Source organism: Streptomyces mayteni, assembly GCF_054783955.1.
The window spans coordinates 20,532-38,519 of record NZ_BAAGPR010000040.1 but is presented as its reverse complement, the minus strand read 5'-3'; the positions used below and the strand labels follow the sequence as shown (position 1 = coordinate 38,519).

General features: G+C 72.6%; 6 protein-coding genes. 5 read left to right on the top strand and 1 reads right to left on the bottom strand.

Annotated features, from left to right (window positions below; translation table 11 throughout):
* Positions 1-227: 227 nt before the first annotated feature.
* The 4 genes from ACYVPE_RS19070 (at position 228) to ACYVPE_RS19055 (ending at position 14,941) form a co-directional block, all read left to right on the top strand.
* Positions 228-9,659 carry an amino acid adenylation domain-containing protein gene (locus tag ACYVPE_RS19070; protein WP_461034842.1) on the top strand — a complete coding sequence of 3,144 codons (9,432 nt, stop codon included), beginning with the start codon at positions 228-230 and terminating at the stop codon, positions 9,657-9,659.
* The gene (locus tag ACYVPE_RS19065) at positions 9,649-11,385 is read left to right on the top strand and encodes a phytoene desaturase family protein (RefSeq protein ID WP_461034841.1); all 1,737 of its coding nucleotides are present in this window, start codon (positions 9,649-9,651) and stop codon (positions 11,383-11,385) included. The genes ACYVPE_RS19070 and ACYVPE_RS19065 overlap by 11 nt, the downstream gene beginning before the upstream one ends.
* On the top strand, positions 11,375-13,051 hold the full coding sequence (locus ACYVPE_RS19060) for a phytoene desaturase family protein (RefSeq protein ID WP_461034840.1): 1,677 nt from the start codon (positions 11,375-11,377) through the stop codon (positions 13,049-13,051). Before ACYVPE_RS19065 ends, ACYVPE_RS19060 begins: the two co-directional genes overlap by 11 nt.
* Before the next feature lie 177 nt (positions 13,052-13,228).
* Positions 13,229-14,941: a phytoene desaturase family protein gene (locus ACYVPE_RS19055; protein ID WP_461034864.1), complete on the top strand. Its 1,713-nt coding sequence runs from the start codon at positions 13,229-13,231 to the stop codon at positions 14,939-14,941.
* Here ACYVPE_RS19055 and ACYVPE_RS19050 read toward each other — a convergent pair.
* The gene (locus tag ACYVPE_RS19050) at positions 14,938-15,465 is read right to left on the bottom strand and encodes an SGNH/GDSL hydrolase family protein (RefSeq protein ID WP_461034839.1); all 528 of its coding nucleotides are present in this window, start codon (positions 15,463-15,465) and stop codon (positions 14,938-14,940) included. The two genes, ACYVPE_RS19055 and ACYVPE_RS19050, sit on opposite strands and share 4 nt — an antisense overlap.
* Positions 15,466-15,634: 169 nt before the next feature.
* Between ACYVPE_RS19050 and ACYVPE_RS19045 the strand changes: the two genes are divergently transcribed.
* On the top strand, positions 15,635-17,863 hold the full coding sequence (locus ACYVPE_RS19045; RefSeq protein WP_461034838.1) for an MMPL family transporter: 2,229 nt from the start codon (positions 15,635-15,637) through the stop codon (positions 17,861-17,863).
* The last annotated feature ends 125 nt before the right edge of the window (positions 17,864-17,988 follow it).

Sequence of the window (17,988 nt, the reverse complement as noted above, 5' to 3'; positions counted from 1 at the left end):
CGGCCGGGCGCCGCGCCCGGCCGCGTCGTCCCCCTGCCAAGACACCGTCACCGATCGTCACCTCCCAGGCCAGCTCCGCGCACACCGTCACCGTGCCGGTCCGCGCCGCGCCGCGTCCCCACCGCACCACCGCGGCGCCCCCGTCCCCCCGCGTCATCGCCCCACCGTCCCCGAGCCACCGCACGGCGCCCTGATCCCCAGCGCGCCCATCCAAGGAGATCGACCTCATGACGGACGCACCCAACGTCGCCACCCCGGCCACCGCCGCCGCACCGCAGTCCGCCGCACCGCAACCCACCACGGAGAAGTTCGCCATCATCGGCATGGGCTGCCGGCTGCCCGGCGGCGCCAGTGACTACCGCGCCTTCTGGCAGAACCTCGTCGCCGGCAAGGACTGCCTCACGCCCACCCCGGCCGACCGCTACGACGTGACGACGCTCGGCAGCCGGGACCAGGCGAAGCCCGGCCGGCTGATCGGCGGCCGCGGCGGCTACATCGACGGCTTCGACGAGTTCGACCCGGCCTTCTTCGGGATCTCCCCGCGCGAGGCGGAACACATGGACCCGCAGCAGCGGAAGCTGCTGGAGGTCGCCTGGGAGGCCCTGGAGGACGGCGGCCAGAAACCCGGCGAACTGGCCGGCCAGGACGTGGGCGTCTTCGTCGGCGCCTTCACCCTGGACTACAAGATCCTCCAGTTCGCCGACCTGAGCTTCGAGACGCTGGCCGCCCACACCGCGACCGGCACGATGATGACGATGGTCTCGAACCGGATCTCGTACTGCTTCGACTTCCGGGGCCCCAGCGTCTCCCTCGACTCCGCGTGCAGCTCCTCGCTGGTCGCCGTCCACCTCGCCTGCCAGAGCCTGGCCCGCGGCGAGACCCGACTCGCCCTGGCCGGTGGCACGTTGCTGCACTCGGCGCCGCAGTACACCATCGCCGAGACCAAGGGCGGCTTCCTCTCCGCCGACGGCAGGTCCCGCACCTTCGACGCCTCCGCCAACGGCTATGTGCGGGCCGAGGGCGTCGGCGTGGTGGCGATCAAGCGCCTGTCGGACGCGCTGCGGGACGGCGACCCGGTGCACGCGGTGATCATCGGCTCGGGCGTCAACCAGGACGGCCGCACCAACGGCATCACCGTCCCCAACGCCGACGCCCAGGTGGCGCTGATCGAGCGGGTCTGCGCGGAGGCCGGGATCGCCCCCGGAGCCCTCCAGTACGTGGAGGCGCACGGCACCTCGACCCCCGTCGGCGACCCGATCGAGGCCAACGCGCTGGCCAGGGCGCTGGCCAGCGGGCGGCCGCCGGGCGCGCCCTGCTACGTGGGCTCGGTCAAGACCAACATCGGGCACACCGAGTCGGCCGCCGGCATCGCGGGACTGATCAAGACGGTGCTGTGCCTGCGGCACCGGGTGATCCCGCCGCACATCAACCTGGAGGAGCTCAACCCGAAGATCGACGGGGCGAGCCTGCCCTTCCGGATCCCCACCGAGCTCACCCCCTGGCCGGCGCACGAGGGCCCGGCCCGCGCCGGGGTCAACTCGTTCGGCTTCGGCGGCACCAACGCGCACGTGCTGCTGGAGGAGGCGCCGGCCCGGGTGGCCGCCGCGCCGCCCGAGGACGTCGTGCCGGGACCGGCGTACGCCATCCTGCCGCTGACCGCCCGCGACCCGGCGGCCTTCCCCGAGCTGGTCACCGGCATCCGGGGCGAGTTGGCCGGCTCGCACGGCGGCGCGCCGGTCGCCCTTGAGGACCTGGGGCACACCCTGGCCCACCGCAGGCAGCACCTGGAGTCGCGGCTCTCCGTCGTCTACTCGTCCCGCGCCTCGCTCGACGAGGCGCTGGCCGCCTTCGAGCGCGGCGAGGAGCACCCGCGGGTGCTGACCGGGCAGCGGCTCGACGCCGAGGAGCGCCGCCTGGTCTGGGTGTTCACCGGCATGGGCCCGCAGTGGTGGGCCATGGGCCGGCAGCTGTTCGAGACGGAGCCGGTGTACCGGGAGGCGGTCGAGCGGGTCGACGCGGCGATCGGCAAGCTCACCGGCTGGTCGCTGATCGCCGAGATGTCGGCCGACGAGGCCGACTCCGACATGGCGGAGACCTGGCTGGCCCAGCCGGCCAACTTCGCCGTCCAGGTGGGTCTTGCCGCGCTCTGGCGCAGCCGCGGGATCACCCCGGACGCGATCGTGGGCCACAGCACGGGCGAGGTCGCCGCGTTCCACGAGGCGGGCGTCTACACCCTGGAGGACGCGGCGCGCGTCGTGGTGCACCGCAGCCGGCTCCAGCAACAGCTGGTGGGCACCGGCACCATGCTCGCGGTGTCCCTCTCCGAGCGGGACGCGGCCCGCCGGGTCCGCCCCTACGGCGACCGGGTCTCGATCGCCGCGGTCAACTCGCCGACCGGGATGACGCTCGCCGGCGACGAGGACGCGCTCGCCCAGCTGGCCGCCGAGCTCAAGGCCGAGCAGGTGTTCGCCAAGTTCCTCACGGTCAAGGTGCCGTACCACAGCGCCCGGATGGCCGACATCAGGGAGGAGCTGCTCAGCTCGCTGGCCGACCTCAAGCCCGGGCCGGCCCAGGTGCCGCTCTACCTCACCGCCCAGGAGGGCGTGCTCGCGCTCGGCACCGAACTGGACGCCGACTACTGGTACCTCAACGTCCGCGAGCGGGTGTACTTCAAGGCCGCCATCGACCGGCTCGCCGCCGACGGCTACGGGATCTTCCTGGAGATCGGCCCGCACCCGGTGCTCGGCCACTCGATCCGCGAGTGCCTCGACGAGCGCGGCGCCACGGGCGTGGCGGTGCCGTCGATCCGCCGCCAGGAGGACGAGCCCGAGCGGTTCGCCATGTCGCTCGCCGCGCTGCACAACCTGGGCGTGGACATCGACTGGCGGGCGCAGCACCCGACCGGCTCCCCGGTGACGCTGCCCCGCTACCCGTGGCGCCGCGACCGGTACTGGGTGGAGCCGGCGCCGGTGGCGCAGGTCAGGCTCGGCCGGCTCGAACACCCGCTGCTCGGGCGCCGGTTGGCGTCCGCCGAGCCGGTGTGGGAGGCCCGTCTCGACGCCGAGGCGCTGCCGTACCTGGAGGACCACAGGATCCAGGGCAACGTGCTCTTCCCGGCCGCCGGTTACCTGGAGATGGCCACCCAGGCGGTGCGCGCGCTGACCGGCTCGACGGACGCGGCGCTGGCCGACGTCGAGCTGCGCAAGGCGCTGTTCCTGCCCGAGGGCGAGGCCGGCACGGTCCAGCTGTCGTTCTCCGGCGAGGGCGCCGGGTTCACCGTCGCGAGCGTGCCGCGCGGCGGCGCCCAGGAGCGGGTGGTGCACGCCAGCGGCGTGGTCAGGGCCGGGCAGCGGCGCCGGCTCGGCGTCGCGCTCGACCGGGCCGCGATCACCGGGCGCGCCGCCCGCGAGCTGGCCGGGCCCGACTGCTACGCGGCGCTGGCCGGCCTCGGCTACCACTACGGCCCGGCCTTCCAGGGCATCGAGCGGGTGTGGATCGGCGCGGACGAGGCGCTGGCGCTGATCCGGCCGCCCGCCGCCATCGGGGACGACGCGGCCAGGCACCACCTGCACCCGGTGCTGCTCGACTCCTGCTTCCAGACGCTGCTCACCCCGCAACTGCTCGACGGCGGCCAGGACGACCCGGCGGACACCGGGATCCGGCTGCCGCTGTCCATCGGCGAGGTCCGCTTCGACGCGGTGGGCGACCAGCCGCTGTGGGTGCACGCCACCATCAGCCGGCGCGGCGACGACGACCTGGTGGGCGACATCACGGTCTACGGCGAGGACGGCGCCTCCCTCGGGCGGATCTCCGGCTTCCGGGCGGCCAACGTGGAGAAGGCCGCCACCTCGGTCGGCCTGTCCACGATCGACGGCTGGCTGACGGACGTCGCCTGGCAGGAGGCGCCGCTCGCCGCCGAGTTGGCCGAGCGGATCCACCAGGCGCCTGGCCGGCTGCTGATCCTGGCCGACGAGTCGGGGCTCGGCGACGAGCTGGCGGCCGCGGCGCGGGCCCACGGCGGCAGCTGCCACCTGGTGCGGGCCGGCGAGCGCTACGCGCTGGACACGGCGCGCGACGAGTCCACCGTCGACCCGGGCTCGGCCGGCCACTTCGGCCGGCTGCTCGCCGAACTCACGGCGGCGGGAGGCCCGTTCGACGCGATCGTGCACCTGTGGAACCTGGACCTGCCGGAGTTCGAGGCCAGCGAGCGGGCCGCGCTCGGCGAGCACGCCACGCGCGGCGGGTTCTCGCTGATCACCCTCGCCCAGGCGCTGCTCGACGGCGGGCACCCGGGCCGGCCGCTGGTGGTCACCAGGGGCGCCCAGGCGGTGGTCGAGGGCGCCGCGGTCGAGCCGCTCGGCGCGCCGGCCTGGGGCATCGGCCGGGTGCTGTGGTACCAGGAGCTGCCGGGGCGCCAGGGGAAGCTGGTCGACCTGGAGCTGGGCGGCGGCGCGGAGCCGGCGGCCCGGCAGGCCGAGGCCCGGGCGCTGCTGCGGGAGTTGGCCGCCACCGACGAGGACGAGATCGCGCTGCGCGGCGGCCGTCGGCTCACCAGCCGGCTGCGGCAGGCCGAGGAGTTGAGCCGTCCGCTGCCGCTGCGGCTCAGGGCGGACGGCGGCTACCTGGTGACGGGCGCGTTCGGCGCGCTCGGCCGGCTGCTCTGCCGCACGCTGGTCAGACGCGGCGCCCGCCGCCTGATCCTGGTGGGCCGCACGCCGCTGCCGCCGCGCGCCGAGTGGCGCGACCTCGACCCGGCCTCGCCGGCCGCCCGCAACGTGGCGCTGGTCAAGGAGTTGGAGGAGCTCGGCGCCCACCCGGTGGTGGTGCGGTTGAGCGTCACTGACGAGGCGGCGTTCGCCGGCTGGCTCGACGAGTACCGGCGGAGCGACGCGCCGCCGATCCGTGGCGTGTTCCACCTGGCCGGCCAGGTGCGGGACACCCGGGTGCCGGAGATGGACCGGGCCACCTTCGACGGGGTCTACGACCCGAAGGTGGCCGGCGCGACCGTGCTGCACCGGGTGCTGGCGGAGGAGCCGCTGGAGCACTTCGTGCTGTTCGCCTCGGTGGCCTCGGTGCTGACCACCGCCGGGCAGACCAACTACGCGGCGGGGAACGCCTTCCTGGACGCGCTGGCGCAGCACCGGCGGGCCGCCGGGCTGCCGGCGCTCAGCCTGGACTGGGGCCCGTGGGCCACCGGCATGATCGAGGACCTGGGCCTGATCGACCACTACCGCAACAGCCGGGGCATGAGCTCGCTCGCGCCGGAGGCCGGCATGGCGGTGCTCGAGCGGGTGATCGGCCAGGACCGGGCGCGGCTCGTGGTGGCCACCATCGTCGACTGGCCGACGTTCCTCGCCTGGTACGACGTGCCGCCGCCGCTGGTGGCCGAGTTGGCGGCGGCCGGCAGTGGCTCGGCGGCCGGCGAGGCGAGCAGTTTCCTCGACGCGTTCCGGGAGGCCGGCGAGGAGAAGCGGTCGCTGCTGCTGACCGAGCGGTTCACCGCCCTGGTGGCCACGGTGCTGCGGGTCCCCGCCGAGCGGGTGGACCCGGCCGTCAGCCTGGGCTCGCTCGGTCTCGACTCGCTGTTGGCGATGGAGCTGCGCTCCCGGGTGCAGACCGAGCTCCAGGTGGCGCTGCCGGTGGTGGCGCTGCTGAGCAGCGCGCCGATGAGCGAGCTGATCGCGCAGGCGCACGACGGCCTGCTCGGCCTGGTGGCGGACGGCGCTGGTGAGGGCGGCGAGGCGGCCGTCGAGCGGTTCGAGGACGCGTCGCGCTATCCGCTGACGCAGAACCAGCAGGCCCAGTGGTTCCTGAAGCAGCTCCACCCGGACGGCTTCGCCTACAACATCGGCGGCGCCGTCGAGGTCCGCGTCGAACTCGACCCCGAGTTGATGTTCGAGGCGGTGCGGGCGCTGGTGGCCAGGCACCCGAGCCTGCGGGCCAACTTCCTGCTGGCGGACGGGCAGCCGGTGCAGCGGATCTCCGCCGAAGTCGATGTGGACCTGAAGCTGTTCGACGTCGAGGACACCCCCTGGGAGGAGATCTACCAGACGATCATCGACGAGTACCGGGCGCCCTACGACCTGGAGCGTGACCCGCTGTTCAGGTTCCGGCTCTTCAGGCGCGGGCCCGACCGGTGGCTGATCATGAAGGCCGTCCACCACATCGTCTCGGACGCCATCTCCACCTTCACCTTCATCGAGGAGCTGCTGGCGCTCTACGAGGGGCTGCGGCAGGGTCGCCGGGTGGAGCTGCCGCCCGTCTCGGCCCGCTACCTCGACTTCCTCAACTGGCAGAACGAGTTCCTGGCCGGGCCCGAGGCGCGGCGGATGCTGGAGTACTGGACGTCGCACCTGCCGGCGGAGGTGCCGATCCTCAACCTGCCGACGGACAAGCCGCGTCCCGCCGTGATGACGCACAACGGCGCGTCCGAGTTCTTCGTCCTCGACGAGGAGCTGAGCTCCCGGGTGCACGCGCTGGCCCGCGAGCACAACGTCACGGTGTTCATGGTGCTGCTCGCCGCCTACTACGTGCTGCTCCACCGGTACTCGGGGCAGGACGACGTCATCGTCGGCAGCCCGGTCACCGGCCGCACCCAGGAGGAGTTCGCCAGCGTCTACGGCTACTTCGTCAACCCGCTGCCGCTGCACGCGGACCTGGCGGGGGCGCCGTCGATCGCCGAACTGCTCGACCAGGTGCGCACCGTCGTGCTCGGCGGCCTCGACAACCAGGAGTACCCGTTCACGCTGCTGGTGGAGAAGCTGGGCCTCCAGCACGACCCCAGCCGGTCGGCGGTCTTCCAGGCGATGTTCATCCTGCTGCACCACAAGGTGGCCACCCAGAAGTACGGCTACCGGCTCGACTACATCGAACTACCTGAGGAAGAGGGCCAGTTCGATCTCACGCTGTCGGCCTACGAGGAGGAGTCCGAGGGCCGCTTCCACTGCGTGTTCAAGTACAACACCGACCTGTTCGTGCCGGAGACGGTGCGGCGGATGGCCGGGCACTACGTCAACCTGCTGGCCGAGCTGACCGGTTCGCCCGGCGACCAGCCGATCGACGGCCTGGCGATGCTCGGCGTCGAGGAGCGGCGGCACATCCTCGACGACTGGAGCGGCGCGACCCGGGTCGAGCCGGTGGCGCTGCCGGTGCACGAGCTGATCGCGGAGGTCGCCGGCGAACACCCGGACGTGGTGGCGCTGTCGGCGCCCGCCGAGTCCGGCCCGGCCGAGCGGCTGAGCTACGCCGAGCTGGAGGCCGGCGCCGAGCTGCTGGCCCGCGGGCTGCGGGCCAGGGGCGTGGGCGAGGGCTCGGTGGTGGCGGTCTGCCTGGAGAAGTCGCCTTCGCTGGTGACGGCGCTGCTGGCGGTCCTCAAGGCGGGCGGCGCCTACCTGCCGCTCGACCCGGAGCACCCGGCGGGCCGGCTCACCTACATGGCGGACACGGCGGGCGCCGCGCTGGTGATCGCCGAGGAGCGCGGCGCGAAGCGGCTGGCCGGCGCCAAGGCGCCCGCCGTCTCGTCGGCCGAGCTGCCGGCCGAGGGCGCCGAGGCGCCGCCGGCCGCGGCCGCCGCCGCCGGCCTCGACTCCCCCGCCTACGTGATCTACACCTCGGGCTCCACGGGCCGTCCCAAGGCGGTGCGGGTCAGCCACCGTTCGCTCGCCGCGGCCTACGCCGGCTGGCGCGCCGAGTACCGGCTGGAGAGCGAGGTCGGCGTCCACCTCCAGATGGCGGCGCCCTCGTTCGACGTCTTCACCGGCGACCTGGTGCGCGCCCTCTGCTCGGGCGGCACCCTGGTGCTGATCGGCCGCGAGCTGCTGTTCAACACGGCCCGGCTCTACGCCACCATGCGCGAGGAGGGCGTGGACGCCGGCGAGTTCGTGCCGGCGGTGGTGCGCGGGCTGCTCGACCACTGCGAGGCGGTGGACGCCCGGCTGGACTTCATGCGTCTGGTGGTCGTCGGCTCGGACGCCTGGAAGGTCGCCGAGTACGAGCGGCTGCGGGCCCGCTGCGGCCCCGACACCCGGGTGGTCAACTCGTACGGGCTCACCGAGGCCACCATCGACAGCGCCTACTTCGAGGGCCCGACCACGGGTCTCGAACCGAGCCGGATGGTGCCCGTCGGCCGGCCGCTCCCCGGCAGCGCGCTCTACGTCCTGGACACGCAGGGCGAGCCGGTGCCGGCCGGCGTGCCGGGCGAGCTGTGGATCGGCGGCTCCGGCGTGGCCCTCGGCTACGCGGGCGACCCCGAGCAGACCGCGCGGCGGTTCGTCACCCGCACGCTCAGCCGGGAGCCTGGCGCGGCGCAGGTGCGGCTCTACCGCACCGGCGACCTGGCCCACTGGGACGCCGCCGGCGGGGTGCACCTGCTCGGCAGGTCCGACTCGCAGATCAAGGTCCGCGGCCACCGTATCGAGCTGGGCGAGGTGGAGTCCCAGCTGACCGCCTGGCCGGGGCTCGCCTCGGCCGTGGTCACCGTCCGCAGGGACGCCCGCGGCGAGGCGACGCTGTGCGCCTACTGCGTGCCGGCCGACGGCACCCCGCTCGACGCCAGGGAGCTCAGGCGCCACCTGGCCGGCTACCTGCCGACGTACCTGATCCCGTCCGCCTTCGTGGAGTTGGAGGCGCTGCCGCTCACCCCCAACGGCAAGGTGGACGTGGCGGCGCTGCCGGCGCCGCCCACCGACCTCGACGAGGAGGCGGCCGAGCCGCCGACCACCCTGTTCGAGGTGCGGATGGCGGAGCACTGGAAGGCGCTCCTCGGCATCGAGTCGGTGGGCCTGCACCACGACTTCTTCGAGGTCGGCGGCAGCTCGATCCGGCTGATCGAGCTGATCCACCACCTCCAGCAGGAGTTCAACATCTCGATCCAGGTGAGCCAGCTGTTCCGGGTCACCACCCTGCACGGGATGGCCCGCACCGTGGAGGACATCACCACGGGCCGGATCGCCGGCGCCCAGCCGCATCTCACGTTCAACGAGGGCACCTCCAACGGGGAGCGGCGCAGCCCACTGTTCTGCTTCCCGCCCGCCGGCGGCCACGGCCTGGTGTACCGCCAACTGGCCGCCCGGCTGCCCGAGTACCGGTTCCTCTCCTTCAACTACCTGACGGGAGACGACAAGGTGGCGCGCTACGCCGACCTGGTGGAGTCGCTCCAGCCGAGCGGCCCCTGCGTGCTCTTCGGCTACTCGCTCGGCGGCAACCTGGCGTTCGAGGTGGCCAAGGAGCTGGAGTCCAGGGGCCGCGAGGTGTCGGACGTGATCATCATGGACTCGTACCGGATCCCGGAGGCCTTCGAGATGGGCCCCGAGCACTTCCGGGCGTTCGAGCACGAGCTGCGCGAGCACCTGCGCAAGCACCTCGGCTCGGACCTCGTCGCCGACGAGACGTTGGAACAGGCCAGAGACTACCTGGACTTCTGCAGCCGCACCCCCAACACCGGCACGGTCGCGGCCGCCGTCACGGTCATCTCGGACGAGGAGAAGGCGGCGTTCTACGCGGCCGGCAAGCACGGCAGCTGGCACGCCACCTCCACCACCCACTCCGCGGTGCTGCGCGGCGCCGGGGTCCACGCCGACATGCTCGACGAGGGGCCCCTGGTCCACAACGCGCTGCTCACCCGCTCCGTGCTGACGGGCGGTGAATCGCGTGCTGCCTGACCGCGTCACCGACTGGGGCCGCCCGGCGTCGCCGGGCGGCCGCCCCCGGGTCGTCATCGTCGGCGGCGGCATCGCCGGTCTCGCCACCGGCTGCTACGCCCAGATGAGCGGCATGGACACCCTGATCCTGGAGAAGCACGTGCTGCCGGGCGGCTACTGCACCGCCTGGGCCCGCAAGGGCTATCTCTTCGACTACTGCGTCGACTGGCTGAGCGGCACCGGCGAGTCGGGCGAGGCGGCCCAGGTGTGGCGGGAGCTGGGCGCGCTCGACGGCAAGGAGATCGCCCACTTCGACATGTTCAACCGGGTGATGGACGAGTCGGGCCGCGCCGTCACCTTCTACAACGACCCGGACCGGTTGGAGCGCCACCTGCTGGAGCTCTCCCCGGCCGACGCGGCGCCGATCCGGCAGCTCTGCCGCTATCTGCGGGGCTTCGCGGGCGCCCACCCCTACCCGATCCTCACGCCGCCGCCGCTGAAGTCCCGGCGCGAGAAGCTGCGCACGGCGCTGGCCACCCTGCCGCTGCTCAGGCTCTTCTACCGCACCGCCACCACCCAGATGGCGGACTTCGCCGAGCGGTTCACGGACCCGCTGCTGCGCCGCGCGTTGCCCAACATCATCCTCCAGGACCCGGTGGGCTTCCCCGTGTTGCCCTACCTGTACGGCATGGCCAGGGCGCACAACGGCAACGCCGGTTTCCCGGAAGGGGGTTCGCTCGGCCTGGTGCGCTCCGTCGAGGAGCGGTACACGGCGCTCGGCGGCCAACTCGCCTGCCGGGCCCGGGTGGAGCGGATCCTGGTGGAGCGGGACCGGGCCGTCGGCGTCCAGTTGAAGGACGGCACCCGGATCCTCGCCGACCACGTGGTCTCCGCCTGCGACGGCAACACCACGATCAACGGGCTGCTCGGCGGCCGGTACACCAGCCCCCGGATCGACCGGCTCTACCGGAAGATGCTGCACGACCCGGACAACCTGTTCCCGGCCGCCGTCTCCACCTACTTCGGCGTCGACGGGCCGGTCGACACCGACGACCCGCACAGCACCACCTACCTGCTGCCCCCCGAGGAGGGTGCCAGGCTCTTCGGCGGCCTGCACAGCACCATGGTGGTGCAGCTGTTCAACCACTACTGGGACGGCTTCGCGCCGCCCGGCAAGTCGGTGATCCGCTGCACCTACTTCAGCGACTACGAGGCGTGGAAGAAGCTCCGCACCCACGACCGCCGGGAGTACTGGGCCACCAAGCGCCGGGTGGCCGACTTCCAGCGCGGCTTCCTCGCCCGGCTCTACCCCGGCATCGCCGAGCGGATCGAGGTGACGGACATCGCCACCCCGGTCACCGCCCACCGCTACACGGGCAACCACAACGGCACCATCTTCGCCTGGAAGCCGTTCTCGCCGGCCGACGACGAGGTCACCAAGCTGATCAACCGGGACCGGATGCGGCTGCCGGGCCTCGCCGGCTTCTCCATGACCGGCCAGTGGGTCGGCATGGGCGGCCTGATCCGCGCCGCCACCACCGGCCGGTTCACGGCCCAGTTCCTCTGCGACGAGTTCGGGCTGCCGTTCCGCCCCTCCCCGAGCGAGGGGGGCGGCGGCCGGTGGCACCGGGCCAGGCTCGGCCACCTCCCGCAGCTCGACACCCAGGCGCTGCGCCAGCTCAACTCCCGCTCCGCCGCCGAGGCGGAGGACAGCGACAGCGAGAGTGGAGGCCCCCATGCCACGTGAAAGACCACCCGAGCCCGGCGAGCCGGGCGCCGCGCGGCCCCGGGTGATCATCGTCGGCGGCGGCATCGCCGGCCTGGCCGCGGGCTGCTACGCCCAGATGAGCGGCATGGACACCCGGATCTTCGAGCGGCACGTGCTGCCGGGCGGTGGCTGCACCGCCTGGGCCCGCAAGGGCTACGTCTTCGACTACTGCATCGAGTGGCTGCTCGGCACCGCCGCGGGCAACGAGGCGCACCAGGTGTGGCGGGAGCTCGGCGCGCTGGACGGCAAGTCCGTGCAGAACTTCGACATGTTCAACCGCGTCGTCGGCGAGGACGGCCGGGCCGTCACGTTCTACCGCGACCCGGACCGTCTCGAGCGCCACCTGTTGGAGCTCTCCCCGGCGGACGCCGAGCCGATCCACGCCTTCTGCCGCTACCTGCGGCGGTTCACCGAGCTGGAGGACGTGTTCTCGTTCCTCAAGCCGAAGGCGCTGCTGACGCCGCGCGAGAAGCTGCGCACCCTGCGCACGCTGCTGCCGGCGATGGGCCTGTTCTACCGCACGGCCACCACCCAGATGGAGTCGTTCACCGAGCGGTTCCAGGACCCGCTGCTGCGGCGGGCGTTCCCGTTCATCTTCTTCCAGGACCACGAGACGTTCCCGCTGCTGCCCTACCTCTTCAACCTGGCCGCCGCGTACCACGACAACGCCGGCTTCCCGCAGGGCGGTTCGCTCGGCCTCTCGCGGTCCATCGAGCGGCGCTACCTGGAGCTCGGCGGCGACATCAGCTACCGGGCCCGGGTGGAGCGGATCCTGGTGGAGGAGGGCCGCGCCGTCGGCGTCGAGCTGAGGGACGGCACCCGCCACTACGCCGACCACGTCATCGGTGCCTGCGACGGCCGGACCATGATCTACGACCTGCTCGGCGGCCGGTTCACCGGGCCGCGGATCACCCGGCTGTACACCGACCTGATGCACCGGCCGCAGGCCATCTACCACGGCGTGGTCTCCGCGTTCGTCGGCTTCCGCGGCGACGTCGCGCCGGACGCGCCGCACAGCACCACCTACCTGCTCGGCCCGGCGGACGTCGAGCGGCTGCCAGGCGTTCTGCAGCGGAGCCTGGTGGTGCAGCTGCGGTCGCGCTACTCGGACGGCTTCGCGCCGCCCGGCCACTCGGTGATCCACTGCACCTACTTCAGCGACTACGCCTACTGGAAGTCGCTGCGCCAGAACAGCCGCCGCGAGTACCGGGCCCGCAAGGCCCAGGTCGCCGAGTTCATCCGGGACTTCCTGGACCGCGAGCACCCGGGGCTGGCCGAGCGCGTCGAGGTGCTCGACGTGGCCACGCCCGCCACCCACAACCGGTACACCGGCACCATCGACGGCTCGATCCTCGGCTGGAAGTCGTTCTCCGACGCCGACGACGTGCTGGCCAAGGTCGTCAACAAGGACCGGATGCGGCTGCCCGGGCTCGCCGGCTTCTCGATGGCCGGCCAGTGGGTGCACTCCGGCGGCCTGGTCTCGGCCGCCGCCTCCGGCCGGTTCGCCGTGCAGTTCCTCTGCGCCGAGCTCGGCGTCCCGTTCCGCGCCTGGGAGAGCGAGGAGCGCGAGCCCTGGCACCCGGGCCTGCTCGGCCACCTCCCCCAACTCGACAAGCCCGTCAGACTCGACACGCGGTCCGCCTGAGCGCTCCGCTCGAAGTGCGGGCAGGCAACCACGGGCCGGCTGTGGCTGGTCGCGCAGTTCCCCGCGCCCCTTACGGGGCGCGGTAACGCACCGGACTTCGGCAAGACCGCTTGGCGAACAGCGAGAGGACACACCGTGCCACAGTCCACGTCACAGCCCACCCCACAGCGGAAGACCATGATCATCATCGGCGCGGGGCTCGGAGGGCTCTCCACCGGCGCCTACGGCCAGATGAACGGCTACGACACCCGGATCTTCGAGATGCACGACATCCCGGGCGGCTGCTGCACCGCCTGGGACCGCGGCGACTACACGCTGGACTGCTGCATCAGCTGGCTCCTCGGGAACGGCCCGGGCAACGAGATGCACCAGATCTGGCTGGAGCTCGGCGCCCTACAGGGCAAGGAGATGCGGCACTTCGACGTCTTCAACATCGTCCGCGGCCAGGACGGCAGGGCGGTCTACTTCTACTCCGACCCCGACCGCCTCGAAGCGCACCTGATCTCCCTCTCGCCGGCCGACGCCCGCCGGATCAGGAGCTTCTGCCAGGGCCTGCGCAAGTTCCGGAAGGCGCTGAACGTCTACCCGTTCCTCAAGCCGGTGGGGCTGATGGGGCGGCGGGAGCGCTGGCGGATGCTGGCCTCGTTCATCCCCTACTTCAACACGATCCGCAAGTCCATCACGGTGCTGATGACGGAGTACTCGGCGAAGTTCAAGGACCCGCTGCTGCGCGAGGCGTTCAACTTCATCCTCTACGAGAAGCACCCCAACTTCCCGGTGCTGCCCTTCTACTTCCAGCTCGCCTCGCACGCCAACCTGTCGGCCGGCGTGCCGGAGGGCGGCTCGCTGGGGCTCGCCAGGTCGATCGAGCAGCGCTATCTGCGGCTCGGCGGCGAGATCACCTACAACGCGAAGGTCGATGAGGTGCTCGTCGAGGACGACCGGGCGGTGGGCGTGCGGCTCACGGACGGCCGGGAGTTCCGCGCCGACATCGTGGTCTCGGCCTGCGACGGCTACACCACGATGATGCGGTTCCTCGGCGGCCGCTACACGGACGACACCTACCGCCACCTGTACACGGAGACCATCAAGGAGGAAGGGATGGTCTTCCCCGGGTACTTCACGCTCTTCCTCGGCCTGCGCCGGAAGTTCCCGGACGGCGACCCGTGCACCACCCACCTGCTCTCCGAGGCGGACGCGGCGAGGCTGCCGGGGATCAGGCACCCCAGCATCAACGTGCAGTTCCGCAGCATGCACTACCCGGAGCTCTCCCCGGACGAGACCTCCGTGGTCTACGCCACCTACTTCTGCGACATCGCGCCCTGGCGCGAGCTGCACGACGGCCCCGAGCAGAACAGCCGCACCCGCCGCGGCGTCGAGATGCACACGCTGCCGGTGCGGCGGTCCAAGGAGTACCTGGCGGCCAAGCGCCGGGCGCGCACCGCGCTGATCGCCTGGCTGGAGGAGCGCTATCCCGGGATCAAGGACGAGATCGCGGTGCGCGACGTGTCGACGCCGCTCACCCAGGTGCGCTACACGGGCAACTACGACGGCACGGTGCTGGGTTGGCAGCCGTTCGTGGAGAGCGGCGAGACCATGGAGGAGCAGATCAAGAAGCACGGGCCCGGGCTGCCGGGGCTGCGGAACTTCTACGTCTCGGGGGTGTGGGCCACCACCGGCGGGCTGATCAGGGCGGCGGCGGCCGGCCGGCACGTGATGCACTTCGTCTGCCGGGACGACGGCAAGGAGTTCACCGCCGAGATCGACCGCACCGCCCCGCCGCCCACCCATGTGGTGGTGCCGGTGGGCCAGCGCCCGCTGCCGGCGCCGGCGCCACCGCCGGCGCCCGCCGTGCGGCCGGTGCCCACCGGCTCCTCGGCGCGCTACTAGCCCAGAGAGCGCACGAGCGCCGGATACCAGCGGGCGGCGAGCTTCACGTTGCCCGCGTCGTTCGGGTGCACGCCGTCGCAGGTGTCGGTGGCCGGGTTGAACCCGGTCCACTGGTCCACGGCGACGACCGGTGACTGGGCGGTGGACATGCCCGCCGCCCAGCCCGGGATCGCCGCGTCGAGGTCGACGACGCGCTGCCCGCACTCGGCGTGGTTGGCGGCGTTCATCGGCAGGATCCGCGCCACCAACACCGTGACCTCCGGATTGTTGGCGCGCAGCTGGCCGACCAGCCGGCCGAACGCGGCCAGGATGGTGGCCGGCGAGCCAGGGCGGCAGCTGGTTCTGGTCGGCCATGGTGGTGGCGAGGATGCCGCCGTGGCCCTCGTGGTTGTCGTCGTAGGCGAAGCCGCAGCCCTGAGGGCCTGGGTGCCGACGAAGTCGACACTGGTGTACCCGGCGTTCCGGAGGTCGCGCCGGAGCAGCGCGCAGCACAGCAGGCTGGCGCGCCGGGCGAATCGGCTCATTGGGCTGCTCCGTGGCAGGTGGAAGTCCCGCCGGACACGCGGACCGTCCCAGGGACCCGCGTACAGCCCCCTCCGGTGTGCGTGTCATGTTCCCGCCGAGAGGGTCGATGTCACATCCCGGGGCCCCCGCTCCGTCTCCCTTCCGACGCCCATGACCGAAGGGAAGACCATGCTCGCCAGACTGTCGGATCTCCTCCTGTCCCGACGAAGGGCGGTGCTGCTGGTCGCGGTGCTGCTCGCGCTGGTGGCCGGCGCCTTCGGCTCCCTGGGGTTCGACCGGCTGAAGGCCGGCGGCTTCGACGACCCAGGCTCGGAGTCGGGCCGCGCCGCCACGGAGTTGACCGAGCGCTTCGGCCGCGAAGACCTCGACCTGGCGCTGCTGGTGCGCGCCCCTGACGGCGTCGACGACCCGGCCGCGGCCGCCGCGGGCGCCGCCCTCACCGAGCGGTTGGCCGCCGAGCCCGGGATCTCGGACGTCACCTCCTACTGGGCGACCGGCGCCCCCCAACTCCGCGGCAACGACGGCGAGTCGGCGCTGATCATGGCCTCCATCGACGGCGACGAGAACGAGGCCACCCAACGGCTCACCGACCTCCAGCCGGACTACGAGGGCGCCAGCGAAGGACTCACCGTCGAGATCGGCGGCGCCGCCATGGTCAACAAGGAGCTCGGCGAGCTCAGTGTCCAGGACGCGGTGCGCGGCGAGACGATCGCCTTCCCGGTGATGCTGCTGGTGCTGGTGCTGATCTTCGGCAGCCTGGTGGCCGCCGCCCTGCCGCTGGTCATCGGCGCCGTCACCATCCTGCTCTCGGTCGGCCTGATCTGGGCGCTGTCCTCCTTCACCAGCATCTCCATCCTCGCCCTCAACGTGGTGACCCTGCTCGGCCTCGGCCTCGCCGTCGACTACAGCCTGCTGATGGTCAGCCGCTACCGCGAGGAGCTGGCCGCCGGCCGGGACAACGGTGCCGCGATCCGCGTCATGATGCTGTCCGCCGGCCGCACCGTGCTCTTCTCGGCCGTCACCGTCGCCGTCACACTGGCCTGCCTGGCCTGGTTCCCGCTGCTCGCGCTCCGCTCCATCGCCTACTCCGGCGTCGCGGTCGCGCTGCTCACCGCCCTGGTCACCCTCACCGTGCTCCCCGCGCTGCTCGCCGTCCTCGGCCCGCGCGTCGAGAAGGGCCGCCTCCCGCTGCCGCGCCGCACCCCGGCTCCGACGAGCGACGCCGACCTGGCGAACGGCTTCTGGCACCGGCTCTCCTCCTTCGTGATGCGCCGCCCCGTCCCCATCGCCACCCTGGTGGCCGGCGGACTGCTGCTGCTCGGCGTGCCGTTCCTGAGCATCGAGATGGGCGCCGCGGACGAGCGGGTGCTGCCCCCGTCCAGCTCGGCCAGGCAGGTCGCGGAAACCCTCCGCGCCGACTACGACTCCGGCGAGAGCCAGGCCATCAACGTGGTCCTCCCGCGGGCTCCCGAGGACCTCGACGCCGTCGCCGTGTACGCCGCCGCGCTCACCGAACTCCCCGGCGTCGCCCGGGTGGACACCAGCACCGGCAGCTACGTCCAGGGCAGCCAGATCGCCCCGCCCGACGCCCTGCACCAGTCCTTCGCGGCCGGCGGCGGCATCCACCTCGCGGTCGTCCCCGAGCCACTGCCCAGCGCCGAGACCCAGGACCTGGTCCACGACGTCCGCGCCCTCGACGCCCCGACCGAGGCCCTGGTGGGCGGCCCGACCGCCGTCGCCATGGACGGCATCGACGCCATCACCGACCGGCTGGCCACCGCGGGACTGACCCTGCTCGTCGCCATGTACGTGCTGCTGTTCCTGCTCACCGGCAGCGTGCTGCTCCCGCTGCTCGCCATGGTGCTCAGCTCGATCGGCCTCACCGCGACCTTCGGCGCCCTGGTCTGGGGCTTCCAGGACGGCCACCTGGCCGGTCTGCTGGACTTCACCGCCACCGGCAACGTGGTCGGCACCGTGCCGATCCTGCTGTTCGCCATCGCCTTCGGCCTCGGCATGGACTACCAGGTCTTCCTGCTCTCCCGGATCCGGGAGGAGTACGAGCACTCGGGCGACCCGACCAGGGCCGTGGCGTTCGGCCTGGAACGCATCGGCCGCATCGTCACGGCCGCCGCGGCCACGCTCTCCATCGTCTTCCTGGCCTTCCTGGTCTCGGACATCGTCTTCCTCAAGGCCCTCGGCATCGGCCTTCCGCTGGCGGTGCTGATGGACGCCACCCTGATCCGCGGCGCGCTGCTCCCCGCCACCATGCGCCTGGGCGGCGCGGCCCTCTGGTGGCTCCCCGCCTGGCTCCGCCCCTTCCACGACCGCTTCGGCCTCCACGAGACCTCGACCCCGCCCCCCGAACCGACCAGGGAGCCCGCCCCGGCCCGCTCCTGACCCAGGGGGCACGGAGCGTGTCCCGCCCAGCGCCACGGGGGGCTGGGCGGGGCGGGTCTCCGGCGTACGCACCCGTGACGCCGGCGCCGATCGGGTGGTACGCATGGTGCGGCAGTTGTCCGCGA

Bases quoted from the DNA above. Each gene is read 5' to 3' on its own strand.
- ACYVPE_RS19070 (WP_461034842.1), top strand. From the start codon at position 228: ATGACGGACGCACCCAACGTCGCCACCCCGGCCACCGCCGCCGCACCG.
- ACYVPE_RS19060 (WP_461034840.1), top strand. From the start codon at position 11,375: ATGCCACGTGAAAGACCACCCGAGCCCGGCGAGCCGGGCGCCGCGCGG.
- ACYVPE_RS19055 (WP_461034864.1), top strand. From the start codon at position 13,229: ATGATCATCATCGGCGCGGGGCTCGGAGGGCTCTCCACCGGCGCCTAC.
- ACYVPE_RS19050 (WP_461034839.1), bottom strand. From the start codon at position 15,465: ATGAGCCGATTCGCCCGGCGCGCCAGCCTGCTGTGCTGCGCGCTGCTC.
- ACYVPE_RS19045 (WP_461034838.1), top strand. From the start codon at position 15,635: ATGCTCGCCAGACTGTCGGATCTCCTCCTGTCCCGACGAAGGGCGGTG.